This is a genomic window from Mariniflexile gromovii, from assembly GCF_017814435.1.
Lineage (GTDB): Bacteria > Bacteroidota > Bacteroidia > Flavobacteriales > Flavobacteriaceae > Mariniflexile > Mariniflexile gromovii.
Genome location: NZ_JAGJCB010000009.1, coordinates 84011 through 101935 on the forward strand (window position 1 = coordinate 84011; position 17925 = coordinate 101935).

Below are 17925 nucleotides of genomic sequence, written 5' to 3' on the forward strand. Positions count from 1 at the left end.
AAAAAAAGCATTGAAAGTAAGTATTGGGGCTAATTTTCAGCTAAGGCATCTTCTCTACTTATGTTTAATTTGCGCATTTTAGAGTACAGCGTATTGTGTGGTACTCCCAAAAGTTCTGCTGCTCCACCTGGGCCATAGACCTTACCTTGACACCGTTTAAGTACTGATAAAATGTGATCTCTCTCGTTTTCGTCAATGGTCTTCACATGAAAATCAAGCTTCGATAAACCATCAAATGCTAGACTATCCTTGGGCAGATGTACATCTTTAATAATGTCTCCGTTACCTGTAAGTAGTATACTGCGCTCCAATTGATGTTCCAATTCCCTTATATTTCCAGGCCAAGGATAAGCCATTAGCTGTGTCAAACATTTATGGGATATACCATTAATCTTTTTACCCATCTTTTTGAAGATCACATTAATGAAATGGGAAACCAAAAGGGGAATATCTTCCCGTCTTTCCCTCAATGGAGGGAGTGTGATTGGAAACACATTGAGTCTATAATACAAATCACTTCGAAAACGACCTGCTTCCACCTCTTTCTTCAAATCCCTATTGGTTGCAGCAATGATTCTAACATCGGTCTTAATGACTTCCTTACCACCTACGCGCTCTATTTCCTTTTCTTGCAGGGCCCTTAAAAGTTTGACTTGAAGGTCTAATGTCATTTCTCCAATTTCGTCTAAGAAAAGAGTTCCTTTATTGGCTAATTCAAACTTGCCCAACCTCCGTTCAGTAGCTCCTGTAAAACTCCCTTTTTCATGACCAAAAAGTTCACTTTCAATAAGACTTTCAGGGATAGCTGCGCAATTTAATTTAACAAGCAATTTATCCTTTCGCGGAGAGGAATTGTGTATGGCTCTTGCTATTAACTCCTTTCCAGTACCAGTTTCCCCAAAAATAATGACTGTGCTATTGGTAAAGGCCACTTGGTTTAGCAAATGAAATACCTTTTGCATAGCGTCACTACTTCCAACTATTTCCGAATAGTTATAATTACCTTGCAATTCTTCAACCAAATAGGATTTTTCCTCTTCAAGCTGTTTTCTGTATCCATCTATCTCATCCATTTGTTGGTTGATTTTTTCGCTAGCAAGAATATTAGATAGAGCTATGGCAATCTGGGAACAGACACTTTTAATCAGTTGGGGCTCCATATCTTCAATAAACCCAGGTTTTGGATTGATCCATATACAACCCAATCTTTCGGTTTCAAAGACCAATCTATACCCTATGATTTTGGTGACGCCTATTACTTCTTTAAAAAATTTCACATATTCGGGAGTGCCTTTGGAAGGGATTTGGTCAACACTGCTGATATATAGATCTTCGGAGGCCATGATTTCGTCAAATATCCCATCCTTGACTTTATAGTTTATACTATTTACACTTACAAAATCTTTATGATATCTGATATGTTCTTTTGTACATAATATATTTAAAACCTGTGTTTTTTTATCATGGTTCAATATGCTGATAGCAAACCCCTCAATCTCAAAAAGCTCCAACAAATTAAGCTTGAGCACTTCAAATAATTCCGAACGTTTTCGTACCGTGGCCATGTCGTTACTGAGTTTAAGCAAGATACTTTTTTCCTTTTCCTGATTAAGTATCTCTTCATTAGCCAGTACATTGGCCATAGTATTTCCCAATAGATCCGCAATACCTTGTATTAAGTTGTATTGATGTTTAGAAAAGACTTTTTTTTGAGTTGAGAACAGGAACATTACACCCAAAAGGTTATTCCTATGCCTTATAGATGCAGTGACAAAATATCGTGTGCCATATTGATATAAAAATTTTATATATATAGGGACATTTGGCCATTTTAAAATATCATCCATCTCAAAAAATATTGGCTGTGGTGATTCTAAACCCTTTTCAAAAATTCCATCAGGAAAAGGGTAAATAGTTGTTCTTATATTTTCATAATTGGGGTCATTTGACCTCTTTGAAGAGGTATCACTCACAAAGCTGCTGAAAGTTTTGTTTCCTTTATCTGCTTTTATAATAGTCACATCAGAATAAAGAGATAATCTTAATAATTGTGCTTTTAAAAAAGAAAGCAAATCCTCTTTTTTTCGTATGAAAGAAAATTGTTTGCCAATATCGAGTAATATTTCATTTTCTAATTTTTTAATCTTTATTTCCTCATTGACGAAGAGATTGGCGGTCGCGATAGAAATTTGAAAAGAAACCCGCTGCAAAAGCTCCAAATCATATTCTGAGAAAGATTCAAGTTTATCAGACAAAAATGCCAACAAGCCTATGACTTTCCCTCCTTCTGTCAATTTTACAACCACTACTTCCTTAATACCCATTTTGCTAACAAAATCCATCTGTTCAATCCCTAAATTCATTAAATCTTCTACAACTAGAACTTGAGGTATATGAGCATTTTCAGTATCCAATTTCAGCCCAGGATATTCCGCATTTATGGCTTGTTCAAAAAAAGGCTGTTTGTACCATTTGTTATTTAAAAAATAAACATAGCTTCTGTAAACATCATTGTCACTATTATATGTAAAGATGACGCTGTCCGTAAAATAAAAATGATTCCTCAGTCCAGGACCTATAAAATCCCTTAAATGTTCCTTGGTCTGTATCGACGAAATATGATTGCTAAGCCTTAAAAGTATTTCATTTTGTTCATCCCTTCGTAATATCTCGGTGTTGGCAATAACATTCGCAACAGCCGTTGAAAAATGGGGAGAGATTAGTTTGAGAAATTGCCTGTCGGTCACTTTAAAACTTTCTATCATATCTGATAAAAGAACCATAGTACCCAATATTTCATTGTCATGAATCAATTTAACACCAAGAATTTCTTTAATCCCTGCATCTTTTAAAAACTTAAAATGTACACCATCTTTCTTAACCAAGTCGTCCACTTTATGTAAAGTGGGTTCATTAGATTGGGTGATGGCATCGTGTAGCCCATCATTTATAGGGTATTCCGCAAAAGCAATTTTATTAAAATCAGGATGCTGATTGGATATTTCACAACTTTCCAATAGCACCCGAAAAGTTCCCATTTGGTTATCAAATTTTGTAATGGCGATATCCGAAAAGTTGATGAAAGATTTCATACTTTCCCTTAAAATCCTCACAAGATCACTTTTGTTTCTTATCAGCGCAATGGCATTACTCATTGCTAAAAAGGTTGATGATTCATAATCCCTCCTAATGATTTCCTCATAATAGATTATGTTCATCATAGCTATTGAAAAAATATGTGAAAGACTCTCTAAAACATCTATTACCTTATTAAAAACTCCCAATCTATCAGAGAAAAAACAAAAAATACCAATGGGATTATTCATCCCTCTTTTTAATGAAATAAAAACCAGTTCTTTCAGACCCATTGATTTACACATTTCAAAGTAATCAGGAGTAATTCCACTTTTAATGGATTCCTCAACATCAAAAATTACAGGAAAAGAATTATCAATAACAGTTTTAAAAACTCCCGTATTAATTGGATACCTATTATGGCTGATTTTCTGATAATTTGGATAGTTTCTATTCTGAGATTTTGGGTCAATTAAAAATGCAAAGGCTTCTTTTTTATTTTGGTCTATTTGTAAAATTGCACAATGAGTAAAATAAAATAATTTCTTAACTTCATTATCAATTACTTCTAGCAACTGCCCTCTATCCTTAACGAGGGCAATCGAAGCGCTGACTTCATTTAAAATTTTTGTTTTCATGGATGGTAACTACTAAAAAATCGTTTTATGAACCGCTCGTAAAATTTACTAAATATAGTAAATATGAACCTTTTTTATTTAAATATCGTTAAATATTTTTTGGTATAAAAATATATCTATTTGATAATCAATTATTTAATCTTTTGGCACAAAAATAGTATTTCCAGCTAAAAATATTTTTATGAAACCAAAGCAAGAAAATAAAAAGGGTTTAATCATTGTCGATCCATTTAATGACTTTCTTTCAGAAGGAGGAAAACTATGGGATTATGTTAAAGATACGGTCATAACCAATAACGTGGTTGACAATTTATCCTTGCTTTTGAAAGTAGCCCGTAAAAATGGAATTAAAGTTTTCTATGCGCCCCATAGAAATACATTAAAGTGCGACTATATAGATTGGAATTTTTTATCTCCTTCCCAAGAAGGCTCTAAAAATGCCATGGCCTTTGAGAAAGATAGCTGGGGGGGGCCGAATTCCATCCCAAACTAAGGCCTGAATCTGGAGATTTGATTACACAACAACATTGGACTGCTAGTGGGTTTGCAAATACTGACTTAGACTTTCTATTAAAAAAGTATGAGATAAATTCAGTGGTAATTGCCGGTATGAGAGCCAATACATGCATTGAATCCACATGTAGGTATGCTATTGAATTGGGCTATCATGTAACCCTTATAAAAGATGCCATTGGGTCTTTCAATTGGGATGAAATGAAGGCCACCATAGAAATAAACTTCCCTGCTTTTGGGCACAGAGTACAAACAACCCAAGAATTCATAACTGAACTTAGCCTCTAAACATTAAAAAATTAAAAAAGCCAATAATTATGAAAACCAAAATGAAAACCAATGTAGCTGCCACCTTTTTAGTACTTGTGGCAGGCTCTATGAACTCTCAGGAAATCAAAGTACTAAATCCAAATGATGACCCTGCCATAGAAACCCAAACCAAGGCATTCCTATCCGCCTTGAATGGTTCTGGAGGTAAACCTATGGAAACCATGACCCCAAGTGAGGCCCGAAAGGTATTGGAAGGCGCTCAGGCATCCGTTAAAGTCGACCTATCGGGGATTGACATCATGGAGAAAATGATCCATCAAGATGGATTGGATATCAAAATCTATATTGTTAGACCTGAGAAAAAGTCGGGAAACATTCCTGGATTTATGTTCTTTCACGGAGGAGGATGGGTCATCGGTGACTTTGAAACCCACAAGCGTTTTGTTAGGGACCTTGTGTTCTATTCAGGTAAGGCCTGTGTATTTGTGGAATACTCAAGATCACCGGAAGCCAAATACCCAGTAGCCATCAACGAAGCCTATGCGGCCACCAAATGGGTTGCTGAAAATGGTAACTCGGTGGGAGTGGACGGCAGCAAGCTTGCTGTAGCGGGCAATAGTGCTGGAGGTAACATTACGGCTGCAGTAGCCCTCATGGCAAAGGACAAAAATGGCCCAAAACTAAAATTCCAGTTGCTTTTTTGGCCTGTGACCAACAATAATTTTGAAAATACCTCCTATCTACAATACGCTTCTGGGCGGTTTCTTACCAAAAACATGATGCATTGGTTTTGGGGCCATTACCTAACCAAAACTTCGGACGCTGATAATATATATGCTAGCCCATTAAAAGCCTCACTGGAACAGTTGAAAGACTTACCTCCGACATTAATCCAAACGGCAGAAAATGACGTTTTAAGGGATGAGGGTGAGGATTATGGCAGAAATCTTAACAAGGCTGGTGTTCCAACAAGTTTGGTCAGAATGCAGGGTATGATACATGACTATGGCCTTTTAAATCCACTAGCCCACATTCCAGAGGTTCAATCGGCCCTCAGGTACGCGGCCTATGAATTAGCCAACCACCTAGATAAATAACATGAAAGCATATTTAAGAACGGCCTTTTTAACCGTTGGGTTACTGTTATTGGCCAAAAGTAATCTAAACGCACAACTAAAAACAAACATTATGAAAACAAAGACAACAGAAATAAACGGGATGAAAATAGCCTATCGGGAATTTGGCAAGGGTGACCCGATAGTATTCTGCAATCGCTTCAGGGGAACATTGGATACTTGGGATCCCCTGTTCATCGATGAAATGTCAAAGAAATTTAAGGTTGTAATCTTCGACTATCCACAGGTTGGCTATTCCGAAGGAACCTTTCCCAATGATGTGACTGGATTGTCCGAAGTGGTTGTAGGCTTATGTAAGAACTTAGGCTTTAAGAATGTCGCCTTAGCTGGTTGGTCCTTTGGTGGGTTTGTAGCACAAACAGTCGCCTTGAAAAACCCTGGAGTTGTTAGCAAATTAATATTGATAGGAACCAACCCCCCTGGTGAAAATAAAATTCCTTTGGAACCCATTTTTCTTGAAAAAGCCCTTATTCCAATTAACAGCTTGGAAGATGAACAGGTCCTGTTCTTTGAACCGGATTCTGAATTTAGCCTAGCCGCATCAAAGGCATCCCACGATCGGATATATGCCAAAATCGATGTTAGCAAAATCCCTTCGACCCAAGAGGAATTCAATCGCTATTTTGTGGCTGGGAATGAGTTCAAGAATGACAACAGGTTGAGGGACATGTTTTTTGATACTGACATTCCCATATTCATTTTACACGGCGACCACGATGTATCATTTGCTGTTGAGAATTGGTTTGCCATCCTTAGAAAGCTAAAATTTGGACAACTTATTATTTACACAAAAGCAGGACACGCACCGCAACACCAGCTTCCAGAGTTGACAGCTAAATATATTTCAGATTTTATAACCTTAAATTAAATTTCTTATTATGAAAAGTACAATTAAAACAACAGATTCTTCAGCTATGGTTTATGACCATACAAATTCAATGGCCGTAAACTCCAAGACGCAATATGCAGAATTAGGTAAAAAAAGAATCGCCTATCGATTGATAGGAAAAGGAGAACCAATCATTCTTTGTAATAGATTTAGAGGAAATTTGGATGATTGGGATCCAAAATTCTTGGATTTACTGGCAGAAAACTTCAAAGTAGTCACATTCAATTATACAGGGCTGGCTTCTTCTTCGGGAGATAAACACAAAAAAGTAATAGATTTTGCTAAGGATGTTAAAGAACTTTCCGAATATCTAGGATTTAAAAAAATTATCGTTGGTGGTTGGTCTGTAGGCGGATGGGTAGCTCAAATTGTTACTACAGAATTTCCAGAAATTGTTTCCCAAACCATTTTAATTGGAACAAAACCTCCCGGAAATGTTAAACATCAGATTGAAGAGTTGTTCATGCAAACGGCTTTTAAACCTTATTACGACCTAGAAGATGAAGTTATTCTGTTCTTTGATCCAACTTCGGAATATAGCAGAAAACTTGCCAAAGAAAGTCACGACAGAATCGCAATCCGAGAATCTGACCGAGATATACGTATAGATGAAAAGGATTGGGAAGTCTTTTTAAATGCTGGGGAAGATTATACAAATGACCCTTATAATGCAAGAGAAAAGATTCAAAAAACCAATATACCAATGTTAGTTATTTCCTCCCAACATGAAATTTGCTTTCCTCCAGAAAATTGGATGGAATTGAACATGAAAATACGTTCAACACAAATAATTATAATACCTCAAACTGGGCATGGGCCCCAGCACCAGTATCCAGAATTAGTAACCAAATATATCCTTCAATTCATTGAACACAATAAACAGAATTTGTTAGCAAATTAGTTAACTCAGTATCAATTAATTTATAAAAAAAATGAAAAACATAAAATCAAAAACCATTGTATTTATTACAGGGGCATTCGTCACCCATCACGGGTGGAGTAATTGGCAATCATTTTTTGAAAAGCACGGGTTTACATGCTTTGCTCCTCCGTGGAAGTACAAGGATGCAAACCCAGAAGTATTGAGGAAATTAGATCCCTATAATAATGATATCAAAGACTTAAGGCTTGCCGAATTGCACGATTACTTTGAGGACTATATTCTGGCGTTGCCCGAAAAGCCAATCATCATTGGCCACTCCACAGGTGGACTGATTGTACAGGTATTACTTCAAAAAGGTCTTGCGGAGGCGGGTATTGCCATCCACAGTGTACCTCCTATTGGGGTCCTGTCATTTAAATGGTCATTTTTAAAATCATTATGGGGCCCTTTAGGCTTGTTTTCAACTGTTGACAAAACATTCCTGATGAGTGTTAAACAGTGGCAATATTCATTCACCAATGGCTTATTGTATGATGAGCAATTGAAAGCTTATGACCAGAATGTAGTTCCAGAATCAAAACGGTTGATCAGAGACTGTTTGTCAAGTGCCGCCAAAGTGGACTTTAAAAGTCCCCATGCACCTCTATTGTTCATTGCTGGAAGTACAGACCATATCATGCCAGCTTCTTTGAATTATTCAAATTATAAAAAATATAAACATACAGGATCTGTTACAGATTTCAAGGAGTTTGAAGGTAAGAACCATTATGTTTTAGGGCTTCCATCATGGAAGGATGAGGCGGAATATACATTGGACTGGATACATAAACTAAGCTAGGAAGAGTATGAAAAGAAAAGCAACGGCCATTTGGTATGGAACTGGTAAGGATGGTTCAGGCCATCTCAAAACACCCAACTCGGTGTTGGATGCCACCCAGTTTTCCTTTAAAAGCAGGTTTGCGGATGGCAAAGGTACAAATCCCGAAGAGCTCCTGGCTGCTTCACATGCCTCCTGTTTTACGATGAAATTGTCATTCGTCATCCAGGAACATGGATTTATTCCCGAACGGATCGAGACTACCTGTGAAATTAGCCTTGAGAATGGTTCTATCACACGATCACATCTGATAGTGGAAGCCAAAATCTTAGGAATAGGTAAAGATATTTTTGAAAACAGTGCGCTTGAGGCAAAGGACAATTGCCCCATTGGGAAGGCACTAAATACCCAAATTACCCTTGATACAAATCTAATTAATCAGTAAATATTTAAATAACTAAAAATCAAAACTCATGAAAAAAATGAAAGCAACAATCGTACTTTTTTTAGCTTTGGCCATCCAAGTGTTTGCGCAAAAGCCTAGTCCCGAACTGTTAAACCCCACAAACCATGCCCTGATGTTAATAGACCATGAGAGCCAAATGGCCTTTGCGACCATCAACATCTCGGTATCAGACCTCAGGAACAATACCGCCATTGTGGCTGGCGCATCAAAAATCTTTAAGGTACCAACGGTAGTAACTACCGTGGCGGAAACCTCTTTCAGCGGCCCTGTGTTTCCGGAGGTTGAGGAGTTTTATCCTAAGGCTACGTCCAATTATATTGATAGGACAACCATGAATGCATGGGAAGATACAAATGCCTATAAAGCCATTACAGCCAAGGGTAAAAAGAAATTAGTCCTAGCGGGACTTTGGACGAGTGTCTGTATTGTTGGCCCAGCACTTTCAGCTTTGGCCGATGGTTATGAAGTCTATGTTATTACAGATGCCTGCGGAGATGTATCTGAAGAAGCTCATAACCAAGCTATTACTAGAATGGTCGAAGCTGGTATAAAACCGTTAACATCCATTCAATATCTTTTGGAATTGCAAAGAGATTGGGCTAGATCTGAAACATATATTCCAGTGACTGATTTAGTAAAGAGATATGGTGGTGGTTATGGTATAGGAATTATCTATGCACATAAAATGCTAACACATTAACATTTAAAAATTAAAAGACTTGTTAGAAAACTTCACATTTAAAGTTCCTACAAAATTCCTCATAATAAACTCTAGCAAGTCTTTTTTTTAATTCTATAATGATCGGTTATGAAAACTATTTACAAAATATCAGTACTAATTCTTTTAATAATTTTCATTCCATCCTGTAAAAAAGGTGTAAATGAAAAATTGGAAACTAATTCTTTAACAGTAGATTTAATTATTTACAATGCTAAAGTTACATTGCCAAACGAAGGTGTATTTGCCGAGGCATTTGCAGTTAAAGATGGTAAATTCATTGAAATTGGTACCTCAGAAGAAATATTAAAGCTTAAAAGTGATAGAACCCATATCATCGATGCCAAAGGAAAAACCATTATTCCAGGATTAAATGATTCCCATACACACCTAATAAGAGAAGGTCTAAACTATAATACCGAACTGCGATGGGACGGAGTAACATCAATAACTACAGCATTAGAAATGTTAAAAGAACAGGCAGAAAGAACACCCGAAGGCCAGTGGGTTCGCGTTATCGGTGGTTGGGGAGCCTACCAGTTTAAAGAAAAGAGATTGCCAACTCTTGAAGAAATCAATGAGGCCGTACCGGATAAGCCAGTTTACATCATGTATCTATATTCTCTAGGTTACCTGAACAAAAAAGGGCTGAAAACTCTGGACTATGATGAGACAACAACATATCCTGGTGGTGTAATTGAATTGGAAAATGGAAAACCTACAGGTCTGTTGGTAGCTAAGCCTAGTGCACTGGTCCTATACAAAACACTCACCAAACTACCTAAGTTATCCCATAATGAACAATTGAATTCTACACGCCATTACTATCGTGAACTGAATCGCTTAGGGGTAACCAGCGCCATTGATGCTGGTGGTGGGGGTCAATATTATCCTAACGATTATAGTATTTCAAAGGAATTGGCTTCTAAGGGTCAACTGACGGTTAGAACATCTTATTATTTGTTTGCTGTAGATAAAGGAACCGAACTAAATTTCTTTAAAGATTGGACGGGTAAGCTCCAGGTAGGGACCAATGATGATATGTTTAAACCTAATGGATACACATATAGTGGTGCAGGTGAAAACTTAACTTGGGAAGCAGCGGATTTTGAAAACTTTTTGGAACCTAGACCAGAATTAAAGGTTAGCATGGAGTCTGAATTAGATTCCATAATCACTGTGCTGGCTAAAAACCACGTTCCTTTTAGGTTACATGCCACTTATAATGAGTCTATTAGTCGGTTTTTGGATGTATTTGAAAAAGTAGATAACAGACATCCCTTTCTTAATAAGGTAAGATGGATAATAGACCATGCTGAAACCGTCAGTGATGACAATCTATACCGCATTAAAAAAATGGGGGGTGGCATTGCAATTCAAGATCGCATGCTTTTTCAAGGGGAGTATTTTGTAGAACGATATGGTGTTGAAGCCGCTAAACAAACTCCACCAATTAAAAAAATGATTGCTATGGGGATTCCGGTAGGTTTTGGAACGGATGGTACACGTGTCTCAAGTTATAACCCCATGCTGACCCTATATTGGGCAATTTCTGGTAAAACATTAGGTGGAATGTCATTGTATGATGATACCAACAAACTATCAAGATATAAGGCTCTTGAGCTACTCACAAATGGGAGTGCCTGGTTTTCAAATGAAGAAAAAGTAAAAGGAAACATCAAAGAAGGCATGTATGCAGATTTTGCTATACTTTCAGAAGATTACTTCACAATTTCCGAAGAAAAAATCAAGAATCTAACCGCCGATCTCACTGTTGTCAATGGCAAAGTGGTATATGCCAAAAACAACTTTAGCGAATGGGATCCAACCATGCCAGAAATAATACCGGAATGGTCACCTGTAAAATATTATGGTGGTTATCAAAATTAAATAAATCATGAAAACATACGATACTCTGTCTGAAGCCATAAAGGCCAAACAAGAAGAAGGTTATAAATTTGATTTTAATCTGCAGTCCTGTTCTTTGGAATGTAGAGAATTGTCCCAAATATTCCAAGCAGATGAGTTTATCGTAGACAATTTCTACCGTTTTGAGGGAGATTCAAATCCTGACGATACTTCCATTCTGTATGCAATAAAAACCCAATCTGGAGTAAAAGGCCTTTTAGTAGACGCTTATGGCGTATACAGTGAATCTATATCTCCTGAAATGTCAAATAAACTGCGATTGCGATAACAAAATTAAAAAATGAACATGAGATCTTTTTTAAGGCATATTACTAATTACGCAATGGTGAACCACTTCCATATAGCATTGTTAGTACTACGCATTTTGGTCTGCATCCAATTGATTGTAGTACATGGCTACAAAAAGATTGGAATCGGGGCAGACATAGCCGAAGTCGTTCCAAATCCTTTTGGTTTTCCTCAAAACCTAAACCAAATATTTGCAATTGGGGCTAATATAGGATTTCCAATCTTGGTATTCTTTGGTTTTTTAACACGTTTAGCCACATTGCCCATACTTGCTGTAACACTAACGGGATACCTGGTGGTGCATGCCCATGACAGTTTGCAAGAAAGAGACATACCATTTATGTATTCTATAGTATTTGCCTATCTCCTTTTTGTTGGTGCTGGCAAGTATTCAGTTGATGCATTAATCCATAAAAAACTTTCGCTATGAAAATCTGGTGGATAATTCATATTTCTTTAGTTTTTATAATTGGGTGCTGGGTATGTTATCCCCAAGATAATAATAAACTACAATTTCATCTTTTGGGCCAAGAAGATGACATGTCGTTTTTAGATAAAAAAGAGAATAAATCAGGATATGAAAAATTGAAATGGATAGATCTAAAAAATCAAAATTACCTGTCCTTTGGTGGCGACTATCGTTTTCAGGTAGAAAATTTTGTTAATGAAGATTTTACAAATAAAAGTGATCAAGACAATATATGGTATTTGAATAGATTTTTAGTCCATTTAAATTTAAAATTGGGCAAAAACTTTATGGTATATTCTGAGCTTAATTCGAGTACTGTAATAAACAAAACGGATATAAGTCCAGTAGACAAGGATATATTGTCTTTTAACCAGTTTTTTATTAAATATAATTTTAACTCTAAATATCAACTTACTTTAGGAAGAGAAAATTTAATGTTTGGGGGAAGAAGATTGGTCGATATTCGAGAAGGTCCAAATGTTAGGCGTTCTTTTGATCTTGCAAGAATAGATTACAACAATATAAACACTACTATTAGTGCCTTCTTTTCCATTCCTGTGAAGGTCCGATTTGAAATATTTGATAACAAATATCTCCAATTTGAGGAAACATTTTCAGGAATTTACGCTACCAAAAACTTCAATGAGGCGACAAATTTTGATTTCTATTTCCTTTACCAAAAAGATGACAATGTAACTTACAATATTGGTTCAGATAATGAAAGGCGTTATAGTGCGGGAATGCGGTTTTTTGGCAGGGTTAATAATTTTTCATTTAACAATGAAGCTGTTTACCAATTTGGAAGTTTTGGAAATCTAGATATTCAAGCATATACGCTTTCTGTTCTTGCAGAATATTCAACAAAATTTATATCCTGGCAGACGAATTTGGGATTAAAAACGGAGGTAATCAGCGGTGACAAAACATCCAATGACGCCAAATTGAACACATTTGATGCTCTATATCCAAGAGGTGCATATTTTGGAAGGGTTGCAAAATTTGGGCCATCTAATTTAATTGATGTTCATCCATATATTTCTCTTATGAAAAGTACATTTTATATTGAACTTGATTATGATGCCTTTTGGAGATATTCAATAACTGATGGTCTTTATAATGCAGCACTTATATTAGAGTACCCTTCTACTAATACGGAAGCTTTCATAGGTCATCAACTTGGGGCCTTATTAGGTTATAATCTGAACAACCACTTAAATATAGAGTTAGAAACAAACCTGATTATCCCTGGAAAATTTTTAAAGAAAAGCGATCTGGTCGCTTCACTTTTTCATACAGTAATTACAACTCAGTTAAAATTCTAAAATTATAGTAATAAAACGTCAATCATGAAATCTCTAAATATTATGAAAATAGGAAATTCATCAACATTCTCTTGGCCGAATTTGTTAAAAAAATATTTAAGGTTCCATAATTATTTCGAAGTCGATAATCCTCAAAATGCCTATGAATTGAGTTTTTATAATGATTTTGACCTGTTAATTGTTGAAAATGGAATAGAAGAAAACGAAGAACAAACCTTGATAAACTTCTTCAATGAAAAAAACTTAGGAACTGTTTTTATTCCTTACTCAATAGAGTTTAAAAAAAAGATTAAAAAAAGAATTAAAATTTTACTCTTAGAAAGGGAAAGTTTATCAAATCCTTGTAAATAATCCTGATTGTAACGCTAATATGTTAAATGAATTTTTAAATTATTAAATATGAAAAATGCATTCTATCTTCTTGTAAACATATTCGCCACTATTTGTATTGTAGCCCAAAATACAAACTCTGAAAAAGTACTTACAAATAAAGTGTTAGCTATAAATTATTCTAGCATTAATTATAATAATAAAAATCTTTTAGCAGGATTTGAAGCTAAGTTAAAAAAAGATTCTGCTTCTAACTCAATAGTTGTTTTGGGAGGTCTTGATTCTAAAACGAAAAACAATAGTGATAAAAATGAAATTTTTAAATCTATCAGGTTAATTTTAAATGAGTACTCCGATAACACAGTATTTGTAAATAGTGATGGCGATTGGGAACTTGGCATCGATGGTTTAAAACAAAAAAAGGAATTGATTAAGGAAAATGTTAAAAATAAAAGTGACTTCCAACTAAAAAACGGTTGTCCCATTGAAAAGAAAAAAATCAATGATGTTCTTGATTTAATACTGCTAGACTCCTATTGGTCACTAATGGATTGGGATAAAGTCCCTAATCTTAATGTGCATTGTGACATTAAAACCAAAGAACAGTTTTATGCTGAACTAGAACATGAAATAGTCAAAAGTGAGGGTAAAACAATCATCGTTGCAGTTCATCATCCTATAGCTTCAAACGGCAAATACGGAAACCCTTATAATTTTGGAGTGAATCCAAAACAGCTCAACAACAAATATTACAATGCTTTTAAAAATAGATTATTGACCATAGCCCGTCAATACGAAAACGTAGTTTTTTTATCGGGGCATGAAGCTAATTTCCAATACTTAAAAGAAAAGGGGGTTCCCCAAATAATATATGGTTCTGCCGACAAGAAAATAAAAATAGGACGGGCCGAAAATAATCTATTCAGTACCTCAGAACCAGGATTTCCGGAACTGTTAAGCTATTCTGATGGATCACTGCTAATGAATTACTATGGAGAATCGAATAACTATGCCATTCCATTGTTTTCCTCAGAAATCATCCCCGCCTCAATCAAAAACATAAAAACGACAGATTTAACCAATAATACCGCTCCAGAATATGTATATAAATCTATCTATGAGCCGGCAGAACTGGAGAGATCGAAAATTTTCAGAACCTTATGGGGTGTCCATTATATCAATGATTACCAAACGCCCATAAAATTAAAAACAGCAATACTGGACACCTTGCACGGTGGACTTGTTCCCATAAGAAAGGGAGGTGGTCACCAAACAAGTTCATTACGTCTGGAAAGCAAGGATGGAAAAGAATATGTAATGAGAAATGTCAAAAAAAGCGCCTTACGTTTTGTTCAATATTTTGTTTCAAAATCCCATTATCTAAATCCTGATGTTGCGGACACTTATTTTGTGAGACTCTTACAGGATTATTGGACAACGGCCAGTCCATATGCCCCACTCACATTAGGAGAAATGTCGGATGCTCTGGGCATTTACCATGCAAATCCCAATATCTATTATATCCCAAAACAAAAAGCATTGGATATTTATAACGATGAATTTGGTGACAAGGTATATTTCATAGAAGAGCGTTTGACCGATGGACATGGTGATGTTGAAAGTTTAGGATATAGTAACAAAATAATTAGCACTTCGGATCTGATAGAAGCCATGAGAAGAAAAGACAAAATTAAGATTGATGAAGAACTCTATATAAGAACAAGACTCTTTGACAACATTATTGGGGATTGGGACAGGCATGCAGATCAATGGCGTTGGTCTGAAAAAGAAATAGTAAATGGAATAAAACTATACCAACCCATTCCAAGGGATAGAGACCAGGCGTTTTCAAGTTTTGATGGATTCATGCTCAATGCGGTCACGACACTAACACCTCCCTTACGATTTATGCAGGTTTACGGACCAAATTACAAATCGGTCAAGTATTTCAACGATGCGGGTGATGACCTTGACAGATTAGTTCTGATGAATGATAATAAAGAGGATTGGCTTACCCAGGCTAAATATATAAAAGAGCATTTAAATGAAGGTTCCATTGATAAAGCCTTTAAAAATTTCCCGGCCGAAATAAATCAAAATAATAAAGAACAAATAAAAACCGCATTGATGGGTAGGATAAACAATATTGAAGAAAACGCTTCTGAAATGTACGATTTTTTACATAAGTATGTGACCATTACTGGAACTGACAAAAATGATAGGTTTGTTATCAATCGCTTGCCGAATGGTACCACACAGGTCCAAGGTTATAGGCTTAGGTCTAGCGGTAAGGAAGATCTATTTTGGGATACCCATTATTACGGTGGAATTTCCAAGGAACTATGGATATATGGACTTGATGGGGATGATATTTTTGAAGTCAAGGGCAAAGGAGACAAACCCATAAAAATCAAGATAATTGGTGGCGAAGGGAATGATACTTATGGACTCGAAAATAAGCATAATGTCAATGTATATGATTATAGGTCTCAGATGAATACGTTTGAAAAACGGTCCCATATCATTTTATCTGACAACTATGACCTGAATACATTTAATTTCATGAAGAACAGAAAGGATATGAGCCAGATCATTCCGCTTATCAATGCCAATCCGGATGACGGTATTGCAGTTGGTCTTAATTTTAAACATACCATCAATGGTTTGCGGAGGAATCCATTTTCGCAACAACATAGTTTAAGAATTTTATGGTATTCAGAAACCAACGGGATAAACTTAAATTACACGGGAGAGTTTGCTAATATTTTTGAAAAGGTCAACTTTGAACTTTCCAGTGGATACAGCAGCCCCCTTTTTACAAATAATTATTTCGGTTATGGCAATGGGACTCCCAATTTTGACGATGAATTTGGTTTGGACTATAATCGGGTCCGTCTGGAAAAATTGTTTATCAAACCCTCATTGGTTTTTAGGGGGTATCAAGGTAGCAAAATACAACTTGGGGTATCCTATGAGAGTATTGAGGTTGAAAGAACCTCAAACAGATATATCGACATGGCAGACATAGATCCTGTCAACTTTAAGGAACAGAATTTTGTTGGATTGGAAGCTTCATACGATTACAGCAACTTTGATGATGGCTCGTTTCCCAAACAGGGCCTAGGAATTAAATTGACAATGGGCTATAAAGACAATCTAAAGAGAGACAAAAGTTTTGTATATGCTAGTCCAGAGATAAGAGTTACCACAAGAATTGATAGGAAAGGCATCCTAACCTATGCAACCAAACTAAAAGCATCCCATATTTTCAATTATGATTTTGAATTCTTCCAAGCATCCAGTATTGGTGATGGGGATGGCCTAAGGGGCTTTCGCCAGCAAAGGTTTAGCGGCAAAACGTCATATTATCAAAATTCAGATTTAAGACTGTCTCTTGGTCATATACCCAACGGATTCTTGCCAACTAAAATAGGTATTTATGGTGGTTTTGATTACGGCAGGGTTTGGACAGTTGACAATGACTCCAATAAAATGCACACCTCACAGGGAGGAGGACTATTTTTTAATCTGTCTGGTTTTACAACTGCTAATTTTGCCTATTTCAATTCCAGTGATGGAGGTAGATTGAACATCAAATTTAGCTTAGCCTTTTAAAAAACATAAATCATAAAAAACCAAAATAAAATATATTAAAATGAAATCATTAAATTCAATAGGATTAGATACAGAAAAAAGCAAAAAATTAACAGATTTATTAGGTGACTTATTATCTAATTATTCCATTTTCTATCAGAACGCTAGAGGGTATCATTGGAATATACACGGTGATGATTTTTTTGTGCTTCATCAAAAATTTGAAGAGCTTTATAATAATCTCTTAGTAAAGATTGATGAAATAGCAGAACGCATTCTTACACTTGGCAATAAACCCAGTCATCAATTTTCCAAATATTTGATGGATTCAAATATTAAAGAAAGCAGCCAAGTAAGCAATGGCCAGAAATCGATTGAAGAAATAATAAAATCATTGGATACTCTTTTGGTCAAACAAAGACTCATTCTTAAAACTTCTGAAGACGCAGATGATTCTGGAACAAATGCATTAATGAGCGATTACATTAGGGAACAGGAAAAATTGGTATGGATGTATTCCGCATATTTAAAAGTCTAAAAAATAATTAAAGCATAATACTTCAAAATAGTAATTAATGAAAATATGAA

General features: G+C 35.7%; 16 protein-coding genes. 15 read left to right on the forward strand and 1 reads right to left on the reverse strand.

All coding sequences use genetic code 11. The features are described from left to right. Positions 1 to 29: 29 nt before the first annotated feature. Positions 30 to 3713, reverse strand: coding sequence for a sigma-54-dependent Fis family transcriptional regulator (locus J8H85_RS10705; RefSeq protein WP_209655193.1), 3684 nt, complete (start codon positions 3711 to 3713; stop codon positions 30 to 32). 181 nt (positions 3714 to 3894) lie between these two features. Here J8H85_RS10705 and J8H85_RS19055 point away from each other — a divergent pair, with 181 nt between their 5' ends. From J8H85_RS19055 to J8H85_RS10775, 15 genes are all read left to right on the forward strand, one after another. Continuing rightward, a complete protein-coding gene (locus J8H85_RS19055) occupies positions 3895 to 4206 on the forward strand; it encodes an isochorismatase family protein (protein WP_262897537.1) in 312 nt (103 codons plus the stop codon). A 17-nt stretch (positions 4207 to 4223) separates the two neighbouring features. Further along, positions 4224 to 4514 (forward strand): cysteine hydrolase family protein, encoded by a 291-nt coding sequence (locus J8H85_RS19060; RefSeq protein WP_262897538.1) that lies wholly within the window; start codon positions 4224 to 4226, stop codon positions 4512 to 4514. A gap of 29 nt (positions 4515 to 4543) precedes the next feature. After that, positions 4544 to 5593 carry an alpha/beta hydrolase gene (locus tag J8H85_RS10715; protein ID WP_209655194.1) on the forward strand — a complete coding sequence of 350 codons (1050 nt, stop codon included), beginning with the start codon at positions 4544 to 4546 and terminating at the stop codon, positions 5591 to 5593. Between the two features lie 91 nt (positions 5594 to 5684). Next, positions 5685 to 6500 (forward strand): alpha/beta hydrolase, encoded by an 816-nt coding sequence (locus J8H85_RS10720; RefSeq protein WP_209655195.1) that lies wholly within the window; start codon positions 5685 to 5687, stop codon positions 6498 to 6500. A gap of 10 nt (positions 6501 to 6510) precedes the next feature. Continuing rightward, entirely contained in the window at positions 6511 to 7422 is a 912-nt protein-coding gene (locus tag J8H85_RS10725; protein ID WP_209655196.1) for an alpha/beta fold hydrolase, read from the forward strand. A gap of 31 nt (positions 7423 to 7453) precedes the next feature. Next, positions 7454 to 8242 carry an alpha/beta fold hydrolase gene (locus tag J8H85_RS10730; RefSeq protein WP_209655197.1) on the forward strand — a complete coding sequence of 263 codons (789 nt, stop codon included), beginning with the start codon at positions 7454 to 7456 and terminating at the stop codon, positions 8240 to 8242. Positions 8243 to 8249: 7 nt separating this feature from the next. Further along, the gene (locus J8H85_RS10735; RefSeq protein WP_209655198.1) at positions 8250 to 8666 is read left to right on the forward strand and encodes an OsmC family peroxiredoxin; all 417 of its coding nucleotides are present in this window, start codon (positions 8250 to 8252) and stop codon (positions 8664 to 8666) included. Between the two features lie 133 nt (positions 8667 to 8799). Next, the gene (locus tag J8H85_RS10740) at positions 8800 to 9387 is read left to right on the forward strand and encodes an isochorismatase family protein (protein ID WP_262897539.1); all 588 of its coding nucleotides are present in this window, start codon (positions 8800 to 8802) and stop codon (positions 9385 to 9387) included. 108 nt (positions 9388 to 9495) lie between these two features. After that, positions 9496 to 11295, forward strand: a complete 1800-nt coding sequence (locus J8H85_RS10745) for an amidohydrolase (RefSeq protein ID WP_209655200.1) — start codon at positions 9496 to 9498, stop codon at positions 11293 to 11295. 7 nt (positions 11296 to 11302) lie between these two features. Continuing rightward, complete coding sequence (locus J8H85_RS10750) at positions 11303 to 11602, forward strand: phosphoribosylpyrophosphate synthetase (protein WP_209655201.1); 300 nt, start codon at positions 11303 to 11305, stop codon at positions 11600 to 11602. Positions 11603 to 11614: 12 nt separating this feature from the next. Then, complete coding sequence (locus J8H85_RS10755; protein ID WP_209655202.1) at positions 11615 to 12052, forward strand: DoxX family protein; 438 nt, start codon at positions 11615 to 11617, stop codon at positions 12050 to 12052. After that, the gene (locus tag J8H85_RS10760; RefSeq protein WP_209655203.1) at positions 12049 to 13413 is read left to right on the forward strand and encodes an alginate export family protein; all 1365 of its coding nucleotides are present in this window, start codon (positions 12049 to 12051) and stop codon (positions 13411 to 13413) included. The genes J8H85_RS10755 and J8H85_RS10760 overlap by 4 nt, the downstream gene beginning before the upstream one ends. 24 nt (positions 13414 to 13437) lie before the next feature. Continuing rightward, a complete protein-coding gene (locus J8H85_RS10765) occupies positions 13438 to 13764 on the forward strand; it encodes a hypothetical protein (protein ID WP_209655204.1) in 327 nt (108 codons plus the stop codon). Positions 13765 to 13812: 48 nt separating this feature from the next. Next, positions 13813 to 17358, forward strand: coding sequence for a ShlB/FhaC/HecB family hemolysin secretion/activation protein (locus tag J8H85_RS10770; RefSeq protein ID WP_209655205.1), 3546 nt, complete (start codon positions 13813 to 13815; stop codon positions 17356 to 17358). Between the two features lie 40 nt (positions 17359 to 17398). Continuing rightward, positions 17399 to 17875 carry a Dps family protein gene (locus tag J8H85_RS10775; protein WP_209655206.1) on the forward strand — a complete coding sequence of 159 codons (477 nt, stop codon included), beginning with the start codon at positions 17399 to 17401 and terminating at the stop codon, positions 17873 to 17875. Positions 17876 to 17925 lie beyond the last annotated feature (50 nt).

What these genes read in the sequence shown, in the direction of transcription:
- J8H85_RS10705 (WP_209655193.1), bottom strand. Translation starts at nt 3,713, where the DNA reads ATGAAAACAAAAATTTTAAATGAAGTCAGCGCTTCGATTGCCCTCGTT.
- J8H85_RS19055 (WP_262897537.1), top strand. Translation starts at nt 3,895, where the DNA reads ATGAAACCAAAGCAAGAAAATAAAAAGGGTTTAATCATTGTCGATCCA.
- J8H85_RS10715 (WP_209655194.1), top strand. Translation starts at nt 4,544, where the DNA reads ATGAAAACCAAAATGAAAACCAATGTAGCTGCCACCTTTTTAGTACTT.
- J8H85_RS10720 (WP_209655195.1), top strand. Translation starts at nt 5,685, where the DNA reads ATGAAAACAAAGACAACAGAAATAAACGGGATGAAAATAGCCTATCGG.
- J8H85_RS10725 (WP_209655196.1), top strand. Translation starts at nt 6,511, where the DNA reads ATGAAAAGTACAATTAAAACAACAGATTCTTCAGCTATGGTTTATGAC.
- J8H85_RS10730 (WP_209655197.1), top strand. Translation starts at nt 7,454, where the DNA reads ATGAAAAACATAAAATCAAAAACCATTGTATTTATTACAGGGGCATTC.
- J8H85_RS10735 (WP_209655198.1), top strand. Translation starts at nt 8,250, where the DNA reads ATGAAAAGAAAAGCAACGGCCATTTGGTATGGAACTGGTAAGGATGGT.
- J8H85_RS10740 (WP_262897539.1), top strand. Translation starts at nt 8,800, where the DNA reads ATGTTAATAGACCATGAGAGCCAAATGGCCTTTGCGACCATCAACATC.
- J8H85_RS10745 (WP_209655200.1), top strand. Translation starts at nt 9,496, where the DNA reads ATGAAAACTATTTACAAAATATCAGTACTAATTCTTTTAATAATTTTC.
- J8H85_RS10750 (WP_209655201.1), top strand. Translation starts at nt 11,303, where the DNA reads ATGAAAACATACGATACTCTGTCTGAAGCCATAAAGGCCAAACAAGAA.
- J8H85_RS10755 (WP_209655202.1), top strand. Translation starts at nt 11,615, where the DNA reads ATGAACATGAGATCTTTTTTAAGGCATATTACTAATTACGCAATGGTG.
- J8H85_RS10760 (WP_209655203.1), top strand. Translation starts at nt 12,049, where the DNA reads ATGAAAATCTGGTGGATAATTCATATTTCTTTAGTTTTTATAATTGGG.
- J8H85_RS10765 (WP_209655204.1), top strand. Translation starts at nt 13,438, where the DNA reads ATGAAATCTCTAAATATTATGAAAATAGGAAATTCATCAACATTCTCT.
- J8H85_RS10770 (WP_209655205.1), top strand. Translation starts at nt 13,813, where the DNA reads ATGAAAAATGCATTCTATCTTCTTGTAAACATATTCGCCACTATTTGT.
- J8H85_RS10775 (WP_209655206.1), top strand. Translation starts at nt 17,399, where the DNA reads ATGAAATCATTAAATTCAATAGGATTAGATACAGAAAAAAGCAAAAAA.